The sequence below is a fragment of the Pseudomonas sp. St316 genome (assembly GCF_018325905.1).
Lineage (GTDB): Bacteria > Pseudomonadota > Gammaproteobacteria > Pseudomonadales > Pseudomonadaceae > Aquipseudomonas.
Window position 1 is genome coordinate 3,635,644 of sequence record NZ_AP021901.1, and the last position, 21,492, is coordinate 3,657,135.

Sequence of the window (21,492 nt, forward strand, 5' to 3'; positions counted from 1 at the left end):
AAGGTCCTTACGCTTCGTAAACCAAGCGTTCTAATCATCTGGCATCGGCGAGTAAGCGACCGGTCTGCAACCCAACCGCATTATTGATATTAGTTATAACGCGCGCCGTCGCTCCCGGCTTTTATATGGGCAGCAGTAAACGGTGGAAGACGGATTAGCCCGGACTCGGCTGAAGGGCTCGCGACCAGAGGATCGGTGAGAAAAATCTTGCTGTCACCTTGAAGGTCGATAATAAGTTCCCGGGCCGAAAAAAGATGCTCCGTCGCGCCAGGGGCCACTCGATTGAAAAGGGAAAGGCTTGAATTCGCCGCAGCGATAGGCTCGGCAACGGTACCATTAAGTATTTGATGATCAAGTTCAAGGCCGAAAATATCTTGATAGATCATCAACTCCACAAAACCACGCAAAATATGAGGCGCGGCGTCATTACCGAAGCGATCCAGCGCATGGCCAATCAGATTATCAAGCACCCAGCGACCATGGGCTTGGTCGACCGAAGTGTGAACATCGAAATAATGACAATCCACTTTCCCTCGGTATATCTCGCGAACCGATTCCCCCAGTTGTTTTTGCCAGACGATAAAACAGGCTTCGTTACGGAAAAAAGCACCGAGGTAACGCAAGAACTTACTCTTATCGTGGCAGATTTGGTACGTGTAGGCCGAAACCAACATGTTGCTGGTGAGGAAATGGTCCTGATACGCATCCGGCGTATCGCTCAGGCCCAGATCAAGCATGGTTTTTTCGTACAGGTGGCTGTGCTTGTCTTCCGGCACACCATTACCCATTTCATCTTGATACACCCGCAGCAGATGGGACTGCAGGGTGCCAAACGCGCCAGTTGCGTACAGGCCCATCGGCGCCCCCTCAATAAGAAACTCAATCGAGAACTGGGTCAGCAAGCTCCTCATCAGCCCCTGGGAGTTAGGGTCGTTGAGAATATAGGAGAGCGTCGGATCGAAGTCGCCACTCTTCAGGCGAGCGAACTCGTCATCCAAGTGAATACCAAAAAATGTCTTCAACTGTTCGGCCGAGACGGAGAAATCAACCTTATCCAACTGTGCACTGACTGGCGCAAACACAACAGCCTCAAGCGTTCGCAATTCGTCCAGCGCTTTCTTACTTTTGTCCCGACCGTATCGCTCATCAAGATGCTGTTGGATATCCCCATCAATTTCTTTATTCAGAAAAAGCATGTCTTGTTCATAACAACCGATCAGACGCTTCACATTTTTATTCATGCGGACACCCAGCAACTCCTCCGTGGCCAGGTCAAGCTTGACTGACTGCCCATTGGGAAGTTGGTAATCAAGGCGAATGGAGCCATCCAAAAATTTCATAGAATCCCTTTCAATTAGGCGTTATTACCCCTGCACCAAGAGGCTGGCACAAGCGTTTATTTAATCGACTATTTTATTTCTTTTAGGTGAACTATTTTTATCGAGTCAGGAACCAAGCCTCGATAGAAATGAGGGCGTGAAGCAGCAGAAGCCGGCTGCCTCGCGAGCAAATAAGGTACGAAAGTACAAAGTCGGGAGCAGCAGGACGCCGCGCAGATAGTTAAGAACAACAGGAAAGATTGAGGCGTGCGGAGAGGAGTAGAAGTGCATTTAATTCAATCCTTGAATAACTTTTCCTGGATCCAATCTTATAGTCGCAAAAATGTCGCTGTCAACGTCAAAAGCGGCAAACAGATGTTCAATATTATTCTCACAACTTTTATGCCTCGACGAAACCCAGGGCATGATTTTTAAAAAAAACCAACACTTTCAAGGCTTAGTAAAAAGTTACTGATGCCAGGCACGGTAAAAAATATTTTACACCCGACAAGACCAAAGTATTTTTTTTGTACACGCCAGCCTGCAGAACAATCGACACCGAGGCGAACAGCCAGGCATCGACGGCGGGAACCATTGGTTAAGGACATGACCGGCGGCCAACGCGACGACGGGAGTCACCAGACACTACCCCACAAACAAACCTGCGCCGATGATCTCGGCAATGGACAGCATGGTGACGTGAGGAGGCTTGAAGCCCTGTGCCAAATGGCCGTTCGAGTCCTTGAAGCTGGGGCTGGTCATTTTTTTATTCTCTTGTGATCGAACATTGAGTCGCGCGCAGGGACAGTCGGTGTTTCTGGTATTCCCGCCCCTCCTGGAAGCGCTACCGCTTGATCGGGTTGATCCACCCTGGGCGAACGTGCGCACTTGCGGTGAAAAGTCGCGCCACGTTACCTGCCTTCCCTCCCGAGTCAGTTACCTGAACGCGCCATCCCTGTGCCTGATTTCGCCAAGTAGGGCATGGCGTTTTGCCTCACGCCAGGCGTCTGGATCGCGGCATTCAGCCAAGCCTCCGCGGGGCGGGAGTGTAATAAGTCCTTTAAAAAATTTACTGGGTTAAGTATTTTGCATACCTACACCCGGCCCTGTGGGAGCGAGCTTGCTCGCGATGGCTATGGATCAGTCACATCGAAGTCGACTGAGACACCGCTATCGCGAGCAAGCTCGCTCCCACAGAGGATAGTGCGTCAGGCCTTCAACCCATTTTTTCAAACGACAAGGACCTCCCGTGAGCGGACTGCGTGAACGTCAAAAAGCCGAACGCCGCCAAGCCATCAGCAAGGCGGCGGTCGAACTGTTCGAGCGCCAGGGTTTCCAGAACACCACCATCGAGCAGATCGCCAGCCAGGCCGGCGTATCGGCGCCTACCGTCTTCAAGTACTTCGGCAACAAGCAGGAGATCATCCTGGAGATCCTGCACGACGCCGACCAGCGCGCACTCACGGACACCCGCAGCCAGATCCCGGAAATCGAAGACCCGGTCCAAGCCCTGTGTTATCTGGAGCGGCTGTTGACCGGTTACGCGCTGGAGGTCATGCACCCGAGCCTTTGGCGCGAGTTGCTGCCGCTGATTCTATTTGGCGGCGACAACGGGCTGCCCGAGGGTTATCGGGCCATGAACGATGCGCTCAGGGCCGAAATCAGTGGGCTGCTCAGGGAATTGCAACAGGCCGGAAAGCTGCGCGCCGACCTCGACGTCGACCTCGCCGCCTTCCTGTTGAACGACTATTCGCACTTGCAGCTGTTCAGGCTGGTCAACCAGGAACAGCCAGACATCGAGGCACACTCCACCCAGGTCCGGCGTATCACCGAATTGCTCTTCCTGGGCATGCGCGCCTGAGCGAAAAACCTACCGATACGGACCCGGCGCGGCAACGCCGGGCCGCGTTGATCAGCGATGCGTCTTGATGCTGGTCCAGGTGCGGGTGCGGATCCGCTCCACCGCCGCCGGCACTGGTTCCAACGCGAACAGGGTCTTGCGCGCCTCGTCAGACACATACATGGCGGGGTTGTTGCGAATATCGGCATTGACCAGCGCCGTGGCTTCCTTGTTCGGGTTGGGGTAACCAATCTTGTTGCTGATCCGGGCAATGACGTCGGGACGCAAGATGTAGTTGATGAACGCGTAGGCTTCTTGGGTATGAGGGGCGTTGGTGGGCACCATCATGACGTCCGACCACATCGGCGCGCCCTCCTTGGGCAACGCCATTTCCACCTTGACCCCCTTCCCTGCGTCTTCGGCCAGTCGTTTGGCCAGGGCCACCCCGCCGGACCAACCCACTCCGACACAGATCTCGCCGTTGGCCAGGTCCATGCCATAGCGCGACGAATTGAAGTAGGTGATGTACGGCCGAACCTTGAGTATGGCCGCCTGCGCCTTTGCGTAGTCCTCACGCTTCTGGCTGTTGGGATCGAGCCCTTCATGGTGCAAGGCGATGGGCACGATCTCGTTGGCGGCGTCGAGCAGACCGACGCCACAACTGGCCAGCTTGGCCATGTTCTCTTCCTTGAAAAGGATGTCCCAGGTGTTCATTTGCACATCGGCACCCAGCACCTGCCGCACCTTGTCGACGTTGTAGCCGATCAGGGTCGTGCCCCACAGGTACGGCGCCGCATAGCGGTTACCCGGATCGCCCACCGTTTCCAGGGACTTCATGAATTCGGGATCCAGATGCTGCCAGTTCGGTAATTGGCTGCGGTCCAGGGGTTGGACGGCACCGGCGGCAATCAGGTGACTGACGTTGGAACTGCTCGGGTAGACCACGTCATACCCGGAGTTGCCGGTCAGGAGTTTGGACTCCAAGGTCTCGACGCTGTCGAAGACGTCGTAGATGGGACGAATGCCGGTTTCCTCCTGGAAACTCTTGAGGATTTCTGGCGGCAGGTACTCGATCCAGTTGTAGATTCGCACCGTTCGCTCTTCGGCCAGGCTCACGCCACTGACCAGCATCGAAACGACAGCGCCCAGCAAGGTGTTACGCAAAAACAGGCTCATGATCAAACACTCCAGCGCGGCCGCGAAGGCTCGCGGCACTTAATAGCGGTAGGTGAAGTAGAGTTCCAGCGCGCTGAACTTCTGATCGTCGCCGAAGACTTGTTTGGCCGCTGCCATGGGCTTGACCCAGTTATAGGACAGCGAGGTGGACAACGATTTCGAAGGCGCCCAATCCAGGAAGACGACACTCTCGTCGGCAAACCGTTTGTCGCTGACAGCGGTGCCCATGTAGTTTTTTTCGTCCAGCCAGAACTGGTAGTGGATCGCACCGAGCGTAAGGGTTTCGTTGAGGTGGGTCTTGAGTGAGAACTGCTGGACGTTTTCGTTGCTGTTGAACATCAGGTAGTTGCCAACGACATCACCGATCAACCAGGTGCTCCAGTCGACGAAGCCCTTGCTCAACGGATCCCAGGCTTTCTGTTGGTTGTCCGTAAGGTTGTCGTCGCCGGAAAAGCTCGCGTAGCGGTAGCCCATCACCGGGGTCAATGGCAGCGTGCTGAAGGTGTAATCCGCCTGGCCGTACCAGGCCTTGGCGTCGTAGTCCACGCCTTCGCCGCTGCCTCGCTCCAAGGCATATTCGGCACTCAGGGTCAGGTCCGCGATGCCCGGGAGCCTGGCGTTCAACGCCCTGACGTTGTACACCAACATGCCATCGCGGCGACGCGGCAACGTGCTGCCCTTGGGCCCCATGGCCTTGACCTTCAACGCGGTGGCGCCCAGCACCACCTGGTCGTCGAGGTTGTAGTCCAGGTTCACACCGCTCATGCGAAAGTCACCCAGGTCGCTGTCGGTGCCCAGGCTGAAGCCCTGGACCTTCAACGCGCCATGATCCCAGGCGACAATCGCAGAATCCTTGAAGGCAGTACGCGGGGCGAGCCAATAGGCGCCGTCGTTCAACTGATCGAGGTTGCCATCCATCACGATGAAACCGTTGCCGATCATGTAATTCTGGCGACCACCCGTGACCGTCCACTCCCCGGCCCGGAAACCACCATAGAACGCTTCGGTCGACAGCTTGCCGTCGGAACTGCGGGTGAAGCCGCCGGCATCGCCATCACCGAGGGTGGTCGCCCCCACCAGGGAACCGCCGGCCAGCAGGCTGAAATCCGGCTGCACGGCGTATTCCAACTTGACGCCCGGCTTGACGTAGAACTCCTGCCAGTCGATTTTCGTGCCGCGATTCTTGCCGCTGCGCATGTCCACCACACCGCCGCCAAAGTTGACGTTGCGCGTAGAAAGGATTGCACCACCGGCACTGAAGTTGACCTCGCCCTTGAGGTTGCCCTCCTCGAAGGTGTAGCCCGCCCAAGCAACCTGGGCGGTCAAGGGTAACCCGAGCACGAAGAACGTTCGGGACAAACGCATCATGGAAACCATAGGGAGCTCCTGTGTGATTATTGTTGTTACAGGGCAGTAAATGGCGGCGCAAACCCGCGCCAACACCTGGTTGGGCCAGGTGAGCGGAACGTAAAATTGTTGTGTTTATCGGATGAAGTCAGGGCGTCAGTTGCGCCGCAATGGCCCGCAACATGCGCACGCTGTCACCGTCGAATGGGCTGACGGCTTCGCCCAGGGACGACTGCTTGACGATCACCACGCCGGACGGTTTGTCGATGAACAGGTATTGACCATGGATGCCACCCGCCATGAGCGCCTGACTGTGGTCGTTGAAGACATACCATTGGCTGCGGTAGGACGCACCTGGGGTCCAGCTCGAAAAGTCGGGGGATGCCGCGTAGATCGCGGGGTCGGCTCCGGCGGCGATACCGGCCAGCGCCTCGGCCGAGAGCAGTTGTGTCCCACCCTGGCGGCCATCGTTGGCGAGCAGGCGACCGAAGCGCGCCATGTCACGCAAGGTCGCACTGAAACCGGCACCCGCGACGCTGCGTCCCCAGGGATCCGCCAGGAAGTAGCCGTCACGCTCACAGCCCAACTGGCTCCAGATCTCTTGCAACAACTGATGACAGGCCTTGCCTGACGCCCGTTCCATGACCCAGGCCAACGCCTCGGTGGTGGCCGTCACGTAATGGAAAAAGCCGCCGTGACTGCCGCGCTTCCTCAGTGAGGGCAAGTACTGATACAGGGATTCGAAGGTCGCGTACTGCGCGGGTGCCGGCTGGAAACCGCAGGCGTAACCGTATTGGGAACTCTCTGAATCCGGATCCTCATAGACCTCGCTGTAATCGACGGCCACGGCCATGTCGAACAACTGGCGCACGGTCGCATCGGCAAACGCGCTGCCCGCCAGTTCCGGTACGTAATGCGTGGCCGTCAACGCAGGGTCCAGCAGGCCTTCGCAGACCAATTGCTCGCCCAGGGCACCGATCAGCGACTTGGTCACCGAAAACATGATGTGCCGGTCCTGTGGGCGCTGGCCATTGAAGTAGCGCTCAAACAATACGGTGTCGCCCTTTAGGACCATGAAAGCATCGGTCTGGCTGGCGATCAGGTGGTCGATCACGCTGATGCTCAAGCCACACTCGCTGTCGAAGTGCAGCTCATCCAGCGGCTGGAGTGCCTGCTTGAACGCGCTGACCGGCCCGCTGCCGGCCTGCACGTCGATAGAAGGACGCAAGCGCGCCAGGTTGCGGAAACCCCATTGGTTAAACGGCGGGCTCATCCAGTTGTGCCAGGTGACACGTCGGTGGGGTTCGGCGGGAAAGCCTTGCATGAGTGAAGGCGCCAGGCGTGCGTCAAATGGCGATTCGTGAGTCTCGACGTAAAGACTGGCCAGTGAAGGCACGGTGTTCTGGTTCATTGGGTTGCCCCTGCGGAATGACTCTGCGTGAAAGCAGATGCAGGAGAATAATTACCCGATGTAATTTTTTAGTCAATAAAACTTTTTACCGGCATCATTTTAAGTTTTTCATCAGTGAACACTCAGCGACTTTGCCCTGCGCCCAACGCTTCGGCCATTCGGACCAGATCCGCAAACGACTTGGCGCACATCTTTTTCATGGCATGGGCGCGATGGATCTTCACGGTGATTTCGCTCAAGTTCATTTGCCCGGCGATCTGCTTGTTCATCAGTCCAGTGGCCGCAAAGCCCATGACCTCTTTTTCCCGGACGGTGAGTGTCTGGTAGCGGGCATACAAATCGCAATACTGTTGCTCGACCTGCCGACGCCGGACATCCGCCTCAAGCGCGGCGGATACCGCGTCCAGCAGGTTTTGCTCACGGAACGGTTTGGCCAGGAAATCCACGGCACCGGCCTTCATCGCCTTGACCGACATCTCGATGTCGCCGTGGCCGGTGATAAAAATGATCGGGATGTTCGAATTCGACTTCACCAATTGCGTCTGGAAGTCGAGGCCACTGGCGCCTTGCAGTCGTACATCGAGGACCAGGCAGCTGGGGCAATCGGTCTTTGGTTGCAGGAGAAATTCCGCCGTGGAGGCGAATGTCTCGACGCGGATTCCGACCGAGCGCAGCAGGTTACTCAATGCATCGCGTATAGAGGCATCGTCATCCACCACGAACACGATAGAACCTTTTAAACCCGGTTCATTGGATGAAGAATTACCGTTCATTCACGACCCTTCCGACGAGTAAAACGAAAAAAATTGTAGCACAGTGACCTCGTTCCGCATGACCGCTACCCTGGCCAGGATCAGGCAATCAGACGGGACTCCAGCGTCGAAATCAAAGCGAAAAGATAACGGGGGCGCTGGAAGTAAGCTTGGACCTGGGCACTGTAATGCTTTCCGCTGATGCACCAGTTACAAAAGTGCTCGCAGTTGTTGGACAGGATCCGGTATCGATTCTCACCGAGCCTTGAACGCGCCCGCCTGACGACTTCATCGTTGGTGTATTCATACGGTTCCTGTGCGATCCAGACGGGTTTGCCGTGGGCGAAATGCTCAAGGTCGATCACTTCGATGGGACCGGACATCAGCGCGCCGCTGAACCCGGAGTAGTGAGCGACTTTCTCGCCGCCCAGGTAGATCCCGTGATGCAAGTAGAATCCGCGAGGGCTGATCAGGTGCGCGCCTATCGGCAACGTGTCCCCGGGCTGTTCGACATGCACCCACTTCAAGGCAATATCAGTCAGGCCATGGCTGCGGCCCGCTGCGCACACCTGCCCGTCCAGCATCGGCATACCCAGGCGATAGAACGCACTCGTCGTGACAAGCGCGATTAAAATCAGCGCTATCGAACGAAGCGAAGACAGTCCATCCATTGCCCGGTGGGTTAAATCGATCATGGCTCACACTCCGCAACCCTTGAAGCCAATCTATCGCCAGGGTCGCGGCGTTGCATTTGTACATGGGAGTGGAGCCGGTGATCTATTGATATGCAGCCTTTAAACCTAAGTATGAATCGAACGCTGTCGAGCCCTCATGAATGCGTTTGCCCTACGACGGGCAAGGTGAACTGAACGCTGGCGCCATGGGGTTCATTGGCGCAGGCCCTCAAGCAGCCGCCGTGGGACTCGATGATCGAACGACAGATCGATAACCCCAGGCCCAGCCCGGTGGGCTTGGTGGTGTAGAACGAGGTGAACACCTGATCGAAGTTTTCCGAGGCGAACCCCGGCCCAGAATCGCTCACACTCACCTGCACCCAACCCGCCTGCGCCAACGTTGCGCAGACACGCAACTGCCGCTCGCCTTCGTTGACGCTGCTCATCGCCTCGAGCGCATTCATGATCAAGTTGAGCAGCACCTGTTGCAGTTCGACACGGTCGCCCTCGATGAGCGGCAAACCGTCAGCCAGTTGCGTCTGGATCGAGACACCACTCTTGATGATCTGGCCACGGGTGAACTCGATCATTTCACCGATGGCAACGTTGATGTCCACCGGGCCTTTTTGCGGTGGCGCCTTGCGAATATGCCCGCGGATCCGGCCCAGCACGTCCGCCGCCCGATTGGCGTCGAAGATGAGGCGCCCCAGGGTCTGGCGGACTTCGTCAATCTCGGGTGGCTGGGTATTCAACCAACGCAGTGCGGCATCGGCATTGAGGATGGTGGCGGCAATCGGCTGGTTGACTTCATGGGCGATCGAGGCCACCAACTGCCCCATGGTTGCGACGCGGTTGGCGTGGGCCAGCTCGGTTTGCACCTCGCGATAACGTCGCTCGCTCTCGCGGATTTTTTCTTCCGCCTGCCGGCGCTCGGTCAAGTCCAGCACAAAGGCCACCCCTTCCCTGCTGTTGGCCTCGAACAGCGCCAAACCGACGATGACCGGCAGGTGGCTGCCGTCCTTGCGCAAATATTCCTTTTCGTAAGGCCGAGCGTGCCCGGTGAGTAGCGCCTGGGCCAAGGAACGCTCGCTCAGCTCCCGGAACTGCGGCACGGTCAGGTCCCGCCAGCCCAGGCGGCCCAAGGCCAGATCCTCGCGCTCGTAGCCCACCATGCGCAGAAAGGCATCGTTGGCTTCGATGATGTCACCCTCGGCATTCCAAAACAGAATCCCGATGACATTGGCGTCTACCAGGCGTCGGATCCTGGCTTCGCGCTGGGCGACCTCGCGGTACAGCCGGGCATTCTCCAACGAGATGGCCGCACGGGAAGCCAACAGTTTCAACACGGCGATCCGGGTCGGGCTGAACACGTGGGCGGCCAGGTTGTTTTCGAGGTAGAGCGCGCCGACAAGCCTGGCCTGGTTCAGCAACGGCACACAGAGGATCGAGCGGGCGCGCTGTTGGCGGATATACGGGTCTGCGGCAAACGGCGCTGCGATCAGGGCATCGGCAAGAAAAACGCTCTCCCCGGTGCGCAGTACGTGATAGAGAATGGACTCCGGCAACAGCGCCGCGCTCACCGGGGCATTGTGAATCTGCGTGGCGGGGTTGCCGGTGGTCACCTGCGCCGCGACACGGTGCTCGCCGTCGTTCGACAGGATCAATAACCCGCGTTCAGCACCGGCCTGCTCGATCGCCGTACACATGACCATGTCGATCAGTTTATCCAGCACGATTTCACCCGACACTGCCTCGGAGACCTTGAGCACGGTAGCAATATCCAGGTGCTCGACCGGTGTCGTCATCGTCGTCGTTGGACCGGGCACAGCCGCCTCGGTCCTCAGCGACGGGTACGTATTCTCCAGCTGTTGCACCTTGCCGTCGGCGCCCCAGCGCTGGTAGGCGTAACGGGCATCCTGGAGATAGACGCGGGAGATTTTGCCCAAGCCTCGCGCGGCGTAGAAGCGCGCCGCGAGCTCATTGGCCAACGCCTCGATATGGACGAAACCGCTGTCCTGCGACGCTTGGATGGCGTGTTCATAGAGCAACTCGGCGTCGATGATCCGCCCTTCGACACGGGCAATCTCGGCACCGACCAAGGCGGCGCGGCTGGCGAAGTTCTCCGGACACTGTTGCGCCCACGTCTGGAGCTGACGGTGATCGACCGTCATCGCAACCCGATAACGCTCACGCTCCTCCACCGAGGCTCCGTCGCAGCAGGCGGCCCGCGCCAGAGCGCTATAGAAATGGTATTCGGCTTCCTCGAAGAACGACTGGCAAACCCAGAGCAGATGCTGCGCCTTGACGGCCGCCACCAGCGCTGCTTCAGGATCGTCGGCCAGGTAGCGGGCCTGTAGTTTCCGGACCCAGTACAAACATTCAGCCAGCACCAGGTCCGGATTGCCGGACAGGTGGTTTTCGATGGCCGGCTCATTTAATTGGCCGTCGTCCAGGCAACCGAAGGTCAGTGTCACGCCCCGAAGCATCCGGATCAGCGCCAACTGCACAATGATAAAATCCGTGACCAACCCGAAGTGCACCTGCCTGGCATACGCCAGGCCCCGCTCGGCTTCGCCTTGTACATCGATCAACGGCTCTCCCGCGAAAAGCAGGTCGGCGGTGAGGTTGTTGCCGGCATAGGCCCCATACGGCAGGTCGCCGATCCGGTTCGCTGCGGCAAACGAACGGCGCAACAGGTCCCGGCATTGGCCCACGGGCTTCATCCAGCGCACGGCAAAGCATGAAAAGCACAGATAGGTGCTCGCCTCGAATCGCCGCAGGCCCCGTTTTTCAATGAGCTCGCAACCGAGCTGGCCGAATCGAAACCCCATCTGGTAGTCACCGAACCGCCGGCCCGCAACCCGGAACAGATTCGCATACAGCACGCAGGACGCATCGCAGTTGCCCTGCTCCAGGCTCAGGGTGACCGCCTTGCAGATCAACAGGTCCGCCAGGTTTGCTTCGCTCTGCAAGGCCGGGGCAAAGAGCTTGCCCAGCGCGTTGAGCGTCGCCAGGGACGTCGCGTCCTCCATCAACGGCAGATCGATGAGGTCTTCGATTGCCCGCTCTCCCAGCAGTTCGCCGATGCGCTCGTATTCGTGACGCACATCGTCGTCGCTCGGATGGGCCGACCATTCGATCCCCACATGATGCAAATAGTCGAGACAGACAGCCACCGCACCATCACTGCGATCCAGGAGCAGGTAGGCATCCATCAGCAGGCACGCGACGTTGGCCCGTTCGATCACCGTCACGGCGCGATCAGCCAAGGCCTTCAGGCGTTCGTCTGCGGCGTCGAGTTGTCCGGTGAGGAACTCGCATTCAGCGCGGTTCAATTCCAGCGCGAAAATCAATTCATGCCGACGCGTCCAGCACTCTTCGTCCAGCAACTGCGTACCGCTGGCCAGGTAATTGAGTGCCGAAGCATAGGCCGTCGAGGCCTTGGCCCGCTGGCCAGCCATCAGGTTGTACTCAGCCAGTTGCTCGCGCTCAGCCTGATCATCGAGCAATGCGGCGCCGCGATTGAGCTGGCCGGCGATTTCAAAAATCGCCTCTTCAAGCGCTTGCGCACCCGTTTGCGCCGCGAGCAGCCGTCCGATGCGCAGGTGGGTCTCGGCACGCGCAGCCAGGGGAATCAGCGAGTAGGCCGCCTCATGAATGCGATCGTGAACGAAGCCATAGGCATCGTCCAGCCGATCGATCAGCTCTTGGCGGATTGCCGCCCACATGACCGTCCGGACCTGGGGCGCGGGTATGTCCAGGACGGTGGAGAGCGCCTTGAGCCCGGCCACGTTGCCCAGGCAAGCCATTTGTTGCAGTGCCTGCTGCGTGTCGGCCGGCAAGCGGACCAGCTTGCCCACCATCAGGTCAACGACGTTATCGGTGTAGCCCTTGGCATGAATGCGCGCCGGATCCCACCACCATTGCCGCGCCTCGTGGTCGAAGGTCAGCAACCGCTCCTCAGCGAGGGCCTGCAGGAACTGAATCACGAAAAACGGATTGCCCGCGGTCTTGTCCAGCACCAGTTGCGCCAGCGGCTCGATGCGATCGTGGACATCATGCAGGGCTTCGGCGATCAACTGCTCGATGTGCACCTTGGCGAGGGGCGCCAGGGTGATCTCCCTGATCCTGCCTCCCGCGTTCCGAATGGCCTTGAGCTTGCCCGTCAACGGGTGCGTGGCATCCACCTCGTTGCTGCGGTAGGCGCCCACCAGCATCAGGTGCCGCACATCGGAGCTGGTCAGCAGGTGCTCCAGCAGGTCGAGCGTTGCCGCGTCCAGCCACTGCAGGTCATCGAGAAACAGGGCCAGCGGATGGTCCGCGCGGGCGAACACACCGATGAAGCGACTGAACACCAGCAGGAAGCGACGTTGCTCCTGTTGCGGGTCAAGCGCCAGGACCGGTGGCGGCTCGCCGATGATGAGCTTGAGTTCGGGAATGAGATCCGTCATGAGCCGTGCATTGGCGTCCAGCGCCTGCAGCAATGCATCGCGCCAACTCGTCAGTTCCGTGTCGCTCTTGCCCAGCAGTGTGCGCACCAGGCTCTGGAACGCCTGCACCAGGGTCGAATAAGGAACGTCGCGCCGGTACTGGTCGAACTTGCCGCTGGCGAAAAGTCCCCTCGGCGGAACCAGGGCCTTGTGCAATTCATTGACCACCGAGGACTTGCCGATACCGGAGTAGCCCGTCACCAGGACCAACTCCGGCGCGCTGGTTTCGACCACCCGAGCGAACGCCGTGACCAGCATCTCGACCTCGTGCTCACGACCGTAGAGCTTCTCGGGAATCAACAGCCGGTCGGAGGTGCCCTGTTCACCCAGCACAAAGGCATCGATGTGCCCCGATTGCGTCCAGTCTGCCAGGCATCGGCGCAGGTCATGTTCAACGCTCGCCGCCGTTTGGTATCGGTCCTCAGCGGTCTTGGCGAGCAGCTTCATGACAATCCGGGACAGCATCTGGGGAATGGTCTCGACCCGCACACTGGGCGGCGAAGGTTGTTTTGCGATATGGCAGTGGACCCACTCTATCGGGTCGGTTGCCGTGAACGGCAGGGAGCCGGTCAACATCTGGTACAGGGTGATGCCGAAGGAATAGAGGTCACTGCGCGAGTCGATCGAGCGATTCATCCTGCCGGTCTGCTCGGGTGCCATATAGGCGAGCGTCCCCGCAAGGGTCTCGGGCGCCTGTCGCTCCCGCGGCAGGCGTGAGGCAAGGCCGAACCCAGTGAGCCGGGCTTGTCCATCAGCGCAGTTGACCAGGATGTGGCTGGGCTTGATGTCCTTGTGGACGATGCTGCGCTGGTGCAGCTTGCCCAGCGCCACGGCAATGCTCACCGCAAGGCGCAAGAACATCGCCGCTTCCATCGGCGCGATCAGCAGTTGCACGAGCGGCACGCCGCCAGGATCCTCGAGCACCAAGTGCACCTGGGCTCCTTCGCGCACCATCTCGAGCGGTAGCACCGACCACGCGCCATCGAGCTCGTCCTTCAGGCCGAACTCATGGGCGAGCCGGTCAAGGCAGCCGGGACGAGGCTGTCCAGTGGAAGGCCGAGCCACCAGGACCGTGTCAGCGCCGTGCAAACCCGAGCGCGGTTCCCGACAGAAGATACGCTCGCCATCGTCCCATAATATTTGCATGCTGTTATCCATCGGCTATCCATCGGCACAGGAACATTATTTTTCTATTGCGCCGCACTTGCCGTCGGCTGTCGTCCAGTGTCATGTCGTATTTGCCGATGTCGTCGCCCAGAGGCGACATCCGTGGCTGCGCTGGATGCCTGAGGGTCAAGCGTGTGCCGGGATCCAGGACGGGTCGTGTTGCGACCTCTAGATTAGCGCCTCACGAAAGCCCTTCACAGTTTTTTCCTGACCTGGCACCGTACTTGATACCCGGGGTCAACCCTTTGGTCTTAGGGCGCTATACATAGGTATACTTCTGCGCCTTGCGGGACCGCGTATCGTGTAGTCACGACAGGCGCTGTTACGAGCGACCCCCATGACGCAAGCCAGCCAGATAAGCAATGCGACGACTATCGCCGTGGTTGACGATGACGAATCCGTTCGGACAGCCCTGGATAGCCTGTTGCGCTCCAGTGGTTACAAGGTTCGAACCTATTGCAGTGCCATCGAATTCCTGGACGCCAATGCCCCGCCAAGCACGCACTGCCTGATTTCCGATATCCACATGCCGGGCATGAGTGGCGTAGAGCTGCATCAACAGCTCGGTGCCATGGGCTTTCGTATCCCCACCATCTTCATCACCGCTTACCCGGACCTCGGTGTCCACATACCGAGGCTGGTCGCCTGCCTTCCTAAACCCTGTGATGCCGACAGACTGCTGGACTGCGTCGAGACGGCCCTGCGCCAGTAGAGGCTATGTAAGTGCTGTGCAGGAGCTGTGTAGGAGCTGTCGAGTGCAACGAGGCTGCGATCTCTCCAAACACACCTGAAGCTCAAGCCAAAGATCAACAGACCGCAAACTTCGCCAGCACCTACAGAACGCAAGCCCCCCTCGCCACGGCACTTCAATCCCCCCACTGCCCCCATACCTTGGTATAGCTCCCCCACCACTGACGTATGGTTTGGCTGAACCGATGTAGAAGTGCGCCTGGAAACGGCCCCCAATACCATGAATTCACAGCGAGCCAATCGCTGATTCATTGACCCCAGGCGTGCGCTCGTCGAGCGACGCAGCAACCTTACGGGGAACGGGCTATGTCGGCTTTCTTCGGGTTACCTCAACGCATTTTGACGCTCATCGGCACGAGCATCCTGGCAGCTTGTACGGTAGGCCCGGACTTTGTGAAACCTGAGAGCGGGCTTGACGCTGTGCAACTGTCACCCCGACAAGCGCACGCAAGCGATATCCCGACGTCCGCTGCCGCGGTGCCAGCCCAATGGTGGACACTGTTCAATGACGCCGTGCTCACCGGGCTGCAATCGCGTGCACTGGCGGGCAACCTTGATCTGCAGATGGCCGCCGAACGCATCGAGCAAAGTCGCGCCCAGCTGGGGATCGCCGCTGCGCAATTACTGCCCAGCGTAGGCGCCAATGCCAGCTACACCCGGGAGGCCCTCAGCGAACATGGCAAGTTCGCTGCCCTGGGTGCTCCGACCGGCCCCAACAATTTCTGGCAACTGGGCTTCGATGCCAGTTGGGAGATCGATCTGTGGGGCCGTGCACAACGGGCCCGCGAAGGCGCTGCCGCGACGCTGCAAGCCACGGTTTATGATCGCGAAGCCGCACAGGTGGCCCTGGCCGCCGAAGTGGCACGGACCTATCTGCAATTGCGCGGAACCCAAGCGCAACTGGACATCACCCGGCAAAACCTGACGGTCGCGCAACGCACCCTCGGCCTGGCTGAAAGCCGCGAGCGTAACGGCGTCGGGACACGCTTCGAAACCGCTTCCGCGCGGGCGCAGTTGGCCACGATCAAAGCCATGGTTCCTGAGCTGGACCAACGTCGCAACGCCCAGATGAACGCGCTGGCCTTGCTGATGGGCGAACAGCCCCGTGCCCTCGATGGGCAACTGGGTAAGGCACTGCCCTTGCCTGCCCTGCCCTCCGGGGTTCCGGTGGGTGTCCCCTCTGAACTGGCCCACAGGCGCCCCGACATCCTGCGCGCCGAAGCCCAACTGCATGCCGCCACGGCTGCCATCGGTGTGGCCAAGGCTGATTTCTATCCGCGCATTGGCCTCAAAGGACAAATCGGCGTGGAAGCCTTCGACAGTGGCGATCTCGCCAGTTGGGATTCGCGGTTCTTCTCCATCGGCCCCACGGTTTACCTGCCGATCTTCCAGGGCGGACGCTTGATGCAACGCCTGGCCCTGAACGAATCACGGCAAAAAACCGCGGCACTCGCTTACCGCCAAACCGTCTTGCGCGCTTGGCATGAAGTGGACAATGCCCTGGATGCCTGGGGGGCCCAACAGCGTCAACACGATGAGCTGCTGGTGTCCTATGAACAGAACCAGCAGGCACTGCATGCCGCCGAGCGAGGTTATCAGCAGGGCGCCGCCGACTATTTGAGTGTATTGACGGCCCAGTCCAACCTGCTTGCCAGCCAAACCCGCCTCAATGCCAACGCGACCAACGCCACGCTGACCGTGGTCAATCTCTACAAGTCCCTGGGTGGTGGCTGGAATCCGGAGGTTGCCCAATGAACAGCATCGCACTGTCACCAGCGCGCGTCGCGGCCAGCGCAGGGTCTCAGGCCTTGTCCTCGAAACGCTCGATGGTCGGCCTGGTCGGCATTTTTCTCGCAGCCATGATGGCGGGGCTCAATACCCGGGTCGGCGCATTGGCCCTGGCCGATGTGCGAGGCGCGATGGGCTTGGGCTTCGACGACGGCTCCTGGCTCACCACCGTGTACAGCGCCGGCGAGTTGATTGCCATGCCCTTTTCGGCGTGGTTCGCCATCACACTCTCGGTCCGTCGCTTCGAATTGTGGATGCTCGGCAGTTGTACGCTCCTCGCCTTGAGCCTGCCTTGGATCCACAACCTGGGGCTTCTGCTGACCTTGCGCTTTGTCCAAGGTCTTGTCAGCGGCACCACCATCCCGCTGCTGATGATGGCGGCACTCAAATTCCTGCCGCCCCCCATACGGTTGTATGGCCTGGCACTGTATGCCATGACGGCGACCTTCGCGCCTAATCTGTCCATCTGGTTAGCCGGGCGCTGGACGGATGGGTTGCAGGACTGGCGCTGGGTGTACTGGCAGATCATCCCCCTCGCCCTCATCGCCGCAGGCCTGATCGCCTGGGGGCTGGCGAAGGAACCCATCCAGGTCCCACGTTTTCGGCAAGCCAATTGGTTTGGCATGGCCTGCGGTGTGCCGGCGTTCGGTTTGATCACTGTCGCACTGGATCAAGGCGTGCGGCTGGACTGGTTTCATTCACCGCTGGTCACGTCTTCGCTGCTGGCAGGCCTGGCCTTGCTGGCGGTCTATCTGTTGACCGAGTGGTATCACCCATCGCCGTTTATCAAGTTGCAGATCCTCGGGCGCCGCAACCTGGGACTGGGCTGCACTCTGTTCTTCGCGCTGCTGGTGGTGTTGATGTCCAGCTCGTTGTTACCGGCCAACTATCTCGGCGCGCTTCAGGACTATCGCCCCTTCCAGATGGCGTCGGTGGGCCTGATCGTCGCGCTGCCGCAACTGGTCCTGGGCCCCTGGTGGCGCTGCTGCTATACCAGAAGTGGGTCGATGCGCGCGTCGTGTTCGCCCTGGGGTTGTGCTTGATCGCGCTGGCGTGTCTGGCCGGCTCACAACTGACCAGCGAATGGAACCGCGACCAGTTCGTCATGGCGCAGACCCTGCAGGCCCTCGGACAACCGATGGCGGTGGTCTCGATGCTGTTCCTGATCACCAGCGTGGTGCAACCTCCTGAAGGGCCTTATGTGTCCGGCACGATCAACACGTTGCGCGCCTTCGGATCGCTTGCCGGTGCAGCGGCGGTTGCCCAACTCATAACCGTGCGCGGTCGCTTCCATGGAGAAATGTTGCTGGACCAGGGCGCACTGGTAGGTAACAGCCTGGCGTTTGTGCCTGAGCCGGCGCAATTGATGAGCCTCATCGGCCAGCAATCGCTGGTGCTGTCGATCGCTGATGCCTATCGCGTGTTGGGCCTGCTGGCGCTGCTGTTGATCCCTCTGGTGTTACGACTGACCTACATCCCCGCCCCTGTGATGCACACAGCTTCATCACCTTCCACCTCAAACGGGTGACTCATCATGGCATTACCGAAGAAAGCCCAGATCACCAGCGCCACACTGCTCGCGGTGGCCATCGGCGCTGCGTTCTATTTCAATCGTCCTGAATCCAGTGCATCGATGCAGTCTACGGACGATGCCTACGTTCACGCCGACTTCACCACGATAGCGCCGCAAGTGTCGGGCACCGTTGAGACCGTGTTGGTCGACGACAACCAACCGGTGAAGAAAGGCGAGCTGCTGGCAATCATCGACGACCGCGATTTTGTCGCCGCCGTGAATGCGGCGAAAGCCCAGGTCGCCAGCGCCCGGGCCGGCATCGCCAGCCTGCAAGCGCACTTGATCCAACAGGAAACCACCATACGCCAGGCCCAGGCGGTGGTAACCGCAGACGAGGCGGCGCTCAAGCTGGCCAGCGTCAATCAGGCCCGTTATCGCAACCTGGCCACCGACGGGTCGGGCACCGTGCAGGCCCAGCAACAGGCCGAAGCGCAATTGAGCGTTCAGCTGGCCAGCCGGGACAAGAGCCAGGCGGGGTTGCAGGCTGCCCGGCAATACGTGGATATCCTCAAGGCCGATCTGGAAAAGGCCAAGGCGGCCCTCGCCCATGCCGAGGCAGCGCAAGCCATTGCGCAGCTGCAACTTTCCTATACCCGCATCACCGCACCGATCAGCGGCACCGTCGGGGAGAAATCGATACGCGTCGGTGCTTTCGTCAATGCCGGCAAACCCTTGCTGGCGATCGTGCCGCTGGATGCTGTCTACATCACCGCCAACTTTCGCGAGACACAACTGGCGCGCGTAGAGACCGGACAAACCGTGGACATCGAAGTGGATGCCTTGCCGGGCCAGGCGCTGGAAGGCACGGTGCAAAGCCTGGGGCCGGCCAGCGGCGTCAGCTATTCCGCGATTGCCCCGCACAATGCCACAGGCAATTTCACCAAGATCGTCCAGCGCTTGCCCGTGCGCATTCGCATTGACCATGACCAACCCGCGGCGGCGAAACTGCGCGTGGGGATGTCCGTCACGCCGCATATCCGCATTGGTGAATAAATCCATCGGGGCTTTTGTGACGAGCTGGGTTGTGTAGGCGCTGGCGGAGCCTGCGATCTTTGGATCTTTCGGTTGATACTCAAGTGTCTGGGGAAAGATCGCAGCCTCGCTCCGCTCGACGGCTCCTACAGAACCCCACAGGACAAATCCCCTCGCCATGTGCAGGTGAAGCCCTAAGCAAATAACTAAAGGTTATTTGTTGTCTGTTTTTTAGATCATTTAGATTAAGTCTTAAACCCAATGGCTTCGCGGTACTGCCTCAAGAACGTTGGCATTTACCCTTCTCAGTCACGGCAATCTCATTAGCGGGCCACCGTCATGCAGCTTCTAACACTTCCTCCCTCTCCCAGCCTCGCCACTTCGATTCGTGCCACCGCCCAGGTCTTCGAAGACGCCACCTCCCGCGCTTTGCTGGCTCACCTGCAACAAGTCGCGCCCAGTGACGCCAGCGTGCTGATCATCGGCCAGACCGGCACCGGCAAGGAACTGGTGGCGCGCCACGTACACAACCTCAGCGCCCGTCGTCACAAGCCGTTTGTTGCGGTCAACTGCGGGGCGTTTTCCGAAACACTGGTGGAGGCCGAGCTGTTCGGCCATGAGAAAGGCGCCTTTACCGGCGCACTGACGGCCAAGGCCGGTTGGTTCGAGGAAGCGGACGGCGGCACGCTGTTCCTCGATGAAATCGGTGATTTGCCGTTGCCAATCCAGGTCAAGTTGCTCCGGGTACTGCAGGAGCGCGAAGTGGTCCGGTTGGGTTCGCGCAAGAGCATCAAGATCGATGTACGTGTATTGGCGGCCACCAACGTACAGCTGGAAAAAGCCATCAATGCCGGGCATTTTCGCGAAGACCTCTATTACCGTCTGAACGTGGTCAGTCTGGTGCTCAAGCCGCTGCGCGAACGCCCCGGTGACATCCTGCCGCTGATCCGCCACTTCATTGCCGAGTACAGCCGCAGGCTCGGTCACGGCGAGGTGACGCTGGATGCCCAGGCGCAGCGCAAATTGCTCGACTACTCCTGGCCGGGGAACATCCGCGAACTGGAAAATGTCATCCACCACACGCTGTTGATTTGCCGCAACAACGTGATCGGCGTGCAGGACCTGCACCTGTCGAACTTTCGCATCGAGCGTCAGGACAACCCAGCGGAATCGGTGCCTCAAACTGCAGAGGCGCTCTTGCAGAAAGCCTTCGAGAAACTGCTTGAGCACGAGCATGGCGACGTGTATGAAAAGGTCGAAGCCGAGTTGTTGCGCACCGCCTACCGATATGCCAATTGCAATCAGGTCCACACCGCCAGCCTGCTGGGCCTGAGCCGCAACGTCACCCGCACATTGCTGATCAGGATTGGCGAGTTGGTGGTCAATCGACGCCGCCCGGCACTGGACACGCGGGATGGTCGGGTGATCAACCTGTCGACCTGAGGCGGTCTTCCAGAAGGGGCCGCTGCGCCCGCGCGCCCAGGTAGAAATCCTGGAGATCATCGCGGGCCGCCAGTTGTTCGGCACTGCCTTCACTGACCACGCGACCGCTTTCCAACACATAACCATAGTGGGCGTAGCGCAGGGCGATGTTTATGTTCTGTTCGGCAATCAGAAAACTGACGCCATCGCGCTGATTGAGCTGGCGCACGATCTCGAAGATTTCCTCGACGATCTGCGGCGCCAGGCCCATCGACGGCTCGTCGAGCAAGACCAGTTGCGGCTTGGCCATCAGTGCACGACCTATCGCGATCATCTGTTGCTCGCCGCCCGAGGTGTAGCCGGCCAGGCTTTTGCGCCGCAGTTTCAGACGCGGAAAATGGCCATAGACCAACTCCAGGTCAGCCAGCAACTGGCGCCGCGGCACCTGGCGCGCCAAGGCGCCGGCCAGAAGGTTTTCCTCCACGGTCAACTGGGCGAAACAATGTCGGCCTTCGAGCACTTGCACCAAGCCGTTCGCCGCCAAGGTGTGAGGCGCGCTATGGGTCACCTCCCGCCCCTGGTAGACGATCCGCCCCCGCACCACTTCGCCCCGCTCGGCGCGCACCAGGTTGGAGGCTGCCTTCAAGGTGGTGCTTTTACCCGCGCCGTTGGCGCCCAGTAGCACCACGACCTGGCCTTTTTCGACCTCCAGCGACACGCTGCGCACGGCCAGGATGGTCTGTTCGTAGAGGACTTCAATATCGTCGATCTGCAGGATCGGCACGTTCGTCGTCATGCTGTTTCGCCTATT

The 21,492-nt window shown here is 59.7% G+C and carries 15 protein-coding genes and 1 pseudogene; 7 read left to right on the forward strand and 9 right to left on the reverse strand.

Annotated elements, in window-relative coordinates; translation table 11 throughout:
* Positions 1-89: 89 nt before the first annotated feature.
* Both KI237_RS16175 and KI237_RS16180 read right to left on the reverse strand, forming a co-directional pair.
* Positions 90-1,340: an iron-containing redox enzyme family protein gene (locus tag KI237_RS16175; RefSeq protein ID WP_212796100.1), complete on the reverse strand. Its 1,251-nt coding sequence runs from the start codon at positions 1,338-1,340 to the stop codon at positions 90-92.
* Between the two features lie 523 nt (positions 1,341-1,863).
* Positions 1,864-2,081, reverse strand: a pseudogene (locus KI237_RS16180) (hypothetical protein); the annotation flags it as partial.
* A gap of 487 nt (positions 2,082-2,568) precedes the next feature.
* Between KI237_RS16180 and KI237_RS16185 the strand changes: the two are divergent.
* On the forward strand, positions 2,569-3,180 hold the full coding sequence (locus KI237_RS16185; RefSeq protein WP_212796101.1) for a TetR/AcrR family transcriptional regulator: 612 nt from the start codon (positions 2,569-2,571) through the stop codon (positions 3,178-3,180).
* A gap of 51 nt (positions 3,181-3,231) precedes the next feature.
* Here the strand turns inward: KI237_RS16185 and KI237_RS16190 are convergent, their stop codons facing one another.
* The 6 genes from KI237_RS16190 to KI237_RS16215 form a co-directional block, all read right to left on the reverse strand.
* Positions 3,232-4,335: a polyamine ABC transporter substrate-binding protein gene (locus KI237_RS16190; RefSeq protein WP_212796102.1), complete on the reverse strand. Its 1,104-nt coding sequence runs from the start codon at positions 4,333-4,335 to the stop codon at positions 3,232-3,234.
* Between the two features lie 39 nt (positions 4,336-4,374).
* Positions 4,375-5,712 carry an alginate export family protein gene (locus tag KI237_RS16195; protein ID WP_212796103.1) on the reverse strand — a complete coding sequence of 446 codons (1,338 nt, stop codon included), beginning with the start codon at positions 5,710-5,712 and terminating at the stop codon, positions 4,375-4,377.
* A gap of 118 nt (positions 5,713-5,830) precedes the next feature.
* A complete protein-coding gene (locus KI237_RS16200; RefSeq protein WP_212796104.1) occupies positions 5,831-7,093 on the reverse strand; it encodes a serine hydrolase domain-containing protein in 1,263 nt (420 codons plus the stop codon).
* Positions 7,094-7,215: 122 nt separating this feature from the next.
* A complete protein-coding gene (locus tag KI237_RS16205; RefSeq protein ID WP_212796105.1) occupies positions 7,216-7,866 on the reverse strand; it encodes a response regulator transcription factor in 651 nt (216 codons plus the stop codon).
* A gap of 80 nt (positions 7,867-7,946) precedes the next feature.
* Complete coding sequence (locus tag KI237_RS16210) at positions 7,947-8,540, reverse strand: lecithin retinol acyltransferase family protein (protein WP_212796106.1); 594 nt, start codon at positions 8,538-8,540, stop codon at positions 7,947-7,949.
* A gap of 134 nt (positions 8,541-8,674) precedes the next feature.
* Positions 8,675-14,155 carry a trifunctional serine/threonine-protein kinase/ATP-binding protein/sensor histidine kinase gene (locus tag KI237_RS16215; RefSeq protein ID WP_212796107.1) on the reverse strand — a complete coding sequence of 1,827 codons (5,481 nt, stop codon included), beginning with the start codon at positions 14,153-14,155 and terminating at the stop codon, positions 8,675-8,677.
* A gap of 358 nt (positions 14,156-14,513) precedes the next feature.
* On the opposite strand from KI237_RS16215, the gene KI237_RS16220 reads away from it, so the two are divergent.
* The 6 genes from KI237_RS16220 (at position 14,514) to KI237_RS16240 (ending at position 20,702) form a co-directional block, all read left to right on the forward strand.
* A complete protein-coding gene (locus tag KI237_RS16220) occupies positions 14,514-14,888 on the forward strand; it encodes a response regulator transcription factor (protein ID WP_212796108.1) in 375 nt (124 codons plus the stop codon).
* A 344-nt stretch (positions 14,889-15,232) separates the two neighbouring features.
* Complete coding sequence (locus tag KI237_RS16225) at positions 15,233-16,681, forward strand: efflux transporter outer membrane subunit (RefSeq protein WP_212796109.1); 1,449 nt, start codon at positions 15,233-15,235, stop codon at positions 16,679-16,681.
* Positions 16,678-17,757 (forward strand): MFS transporter, encoded by a 1,080-nt coding sequence (locus tag KI237_RS16230; RefSeq protein ID WP_249410616.1) that lies wholly within the window; start codon positions 16,678-16,680, stop codon positions 17,755-17,757. The genes KI237_RS16225 and KI237_RS16230 overlap by 4 nt, the downstream gene beginning before the upstream one ends.
* A complete protein-coding gene (locus KI237_RS31030; protein WP_249410617.1) occupies positions 17,691-18,242 on the forward strand; it encodes an MFS transporter in 552 nt (183 codons plus the stop codon). Before KI237_RS16230 ends, KI237_RS31030 begins: the two co-directional genes overlap by 67 nt.
* Positions 18,243-18,248: 6 nt before the next feature.
* On the forward strand, positions 18,249-19,280 hold the full coding sequence (locus tag KI237_RS16235; RefSeq protein ID WP_212796110.1) for an HlyD family secretion protein: 1,032 nt from the start codon (positions 18,249-18,251) through the stop codon (positions 19,278-19,280).
* 318 nt (positions 19,281-19,598) lie between these two features.
* A complete protein-coding gene (locus tag KI237_RS16240) occupies positions 19,599-20,702 on the forward strand; it encodes a sigma-54 interaction domain-containing protein (RefSeq protein ID WP_212796111.1) in 1,104 nt (367 codons plus the stop codon).
* Here KI237_RS16240 and KI237_RS16245 read toward each other — a convergent pair.
* Positions 20,686-21,477 (reverse strand): ABC transporter ATP-binding protein, encoded by a 792-nt coding sequence (locus KI237_RS16245; RefSeq protein WP_212796112.1) that lies wholly within the window; start codon positions 21,475-21,477, stop codon positions 20,686-20,688. The genes KI237_RS16240 and KI237_RS16245 overlap by 17 nt on opposite strands.
* Positions 21,478-21,492: the final 15 nt, after the last annotated feature.

Bases quoted from the DNA above. Each gene is read 5' to 3' on its own strand.
- KI237_RS16175 (WP_212796100.1), bottom strand. From the start codon at position 1,340: ATGAAATTTTTGGATGGCTCCATTCGCCTTGATTACCAACTTCCCAAT.
- KI237_RS16190 (WP_212796102.1), bottom strand. From the start codon at position 4,335: ATGAGCCTGTTTTTGCGTAACACCTTGCTGGGCGCTGTCGTTTCGATG.
- KI237_RS16195 (WP_212796103.1), bottom strand. From the start codon at position 5,712: ATGGTTTCCATGATGCGTTTGTCCCGAACGTTCTTCGTGCTCGGGTTA.
- KI237_RS16200 (WP_212796104.1), bottom strand. From the start codon at position 7,093: ATGAACCAGAACACCGTGCCTTCACTGGCCAGTCTTTACGTCGAGACT.
- KI237_RS16205 (WP_212796105.1), bottom strand. From the start codon at position 7,866: ATGAACGGTAATTCTTCATCCAATGAACCGGGTTTAAAAGGTTCTATC.
- KI237_RS16210 (WP_212796106.1), bottom strand. From the start codon at position 8,540: ATGATCGATTTAACCCACCGGGCAATGGATGGACTGTCTTCGCTTCGT.
- KI237_RS16215 (WP_212796107.1), bottom strand. From the start codon at position 14,155: ATGCAAATATTATGGGACGATGGCGAGCGTATCTTCTGTCGGGAACCG.
- KI237_RS16220 (WP_212796108.1), top strand. From the start codon at position 14,514: ATGACGCAAGCCAGCCAGATAAGCAATGCGACGACTATCGCCGTGGTT.
- KI237_RS16225 (WP_212796109.1), top strand. From the start codon at position 15,233: ATGTCGGCTTTCTTCGGGTTACCTCAACGCATTTTGACGCTCATCGGC.
- KI237_RS16230 (WP_249410616.1), top strand. From the start codon at position 16,678: ATGAACAGCATCGCACTGTCACCAGCGCGCGTCGCGGCCAGCGCAGGG.
- KI237_RS16235 (WP_212796110.1), top strand. From the start codon at position 18,249: ATGGCATTACCGAAGAAAGCCCAGATCACCAGCGCCACACTGCTCGCG.
- KI237_RS16240 (WP_212796111.1), top strand. From the start codon at position 19,599: ATGCAGCTTCTAACACTTCCTCCCTCTCCCAGCCTCGCCACTTCGATT.
- KI237_RS16245 (WP_212796112.1), bottom strand. From the start codon at position 21,477: ATGACGACGAACGTGCCGATCCTGCAGATCGACGATATTGAAGTCCTC.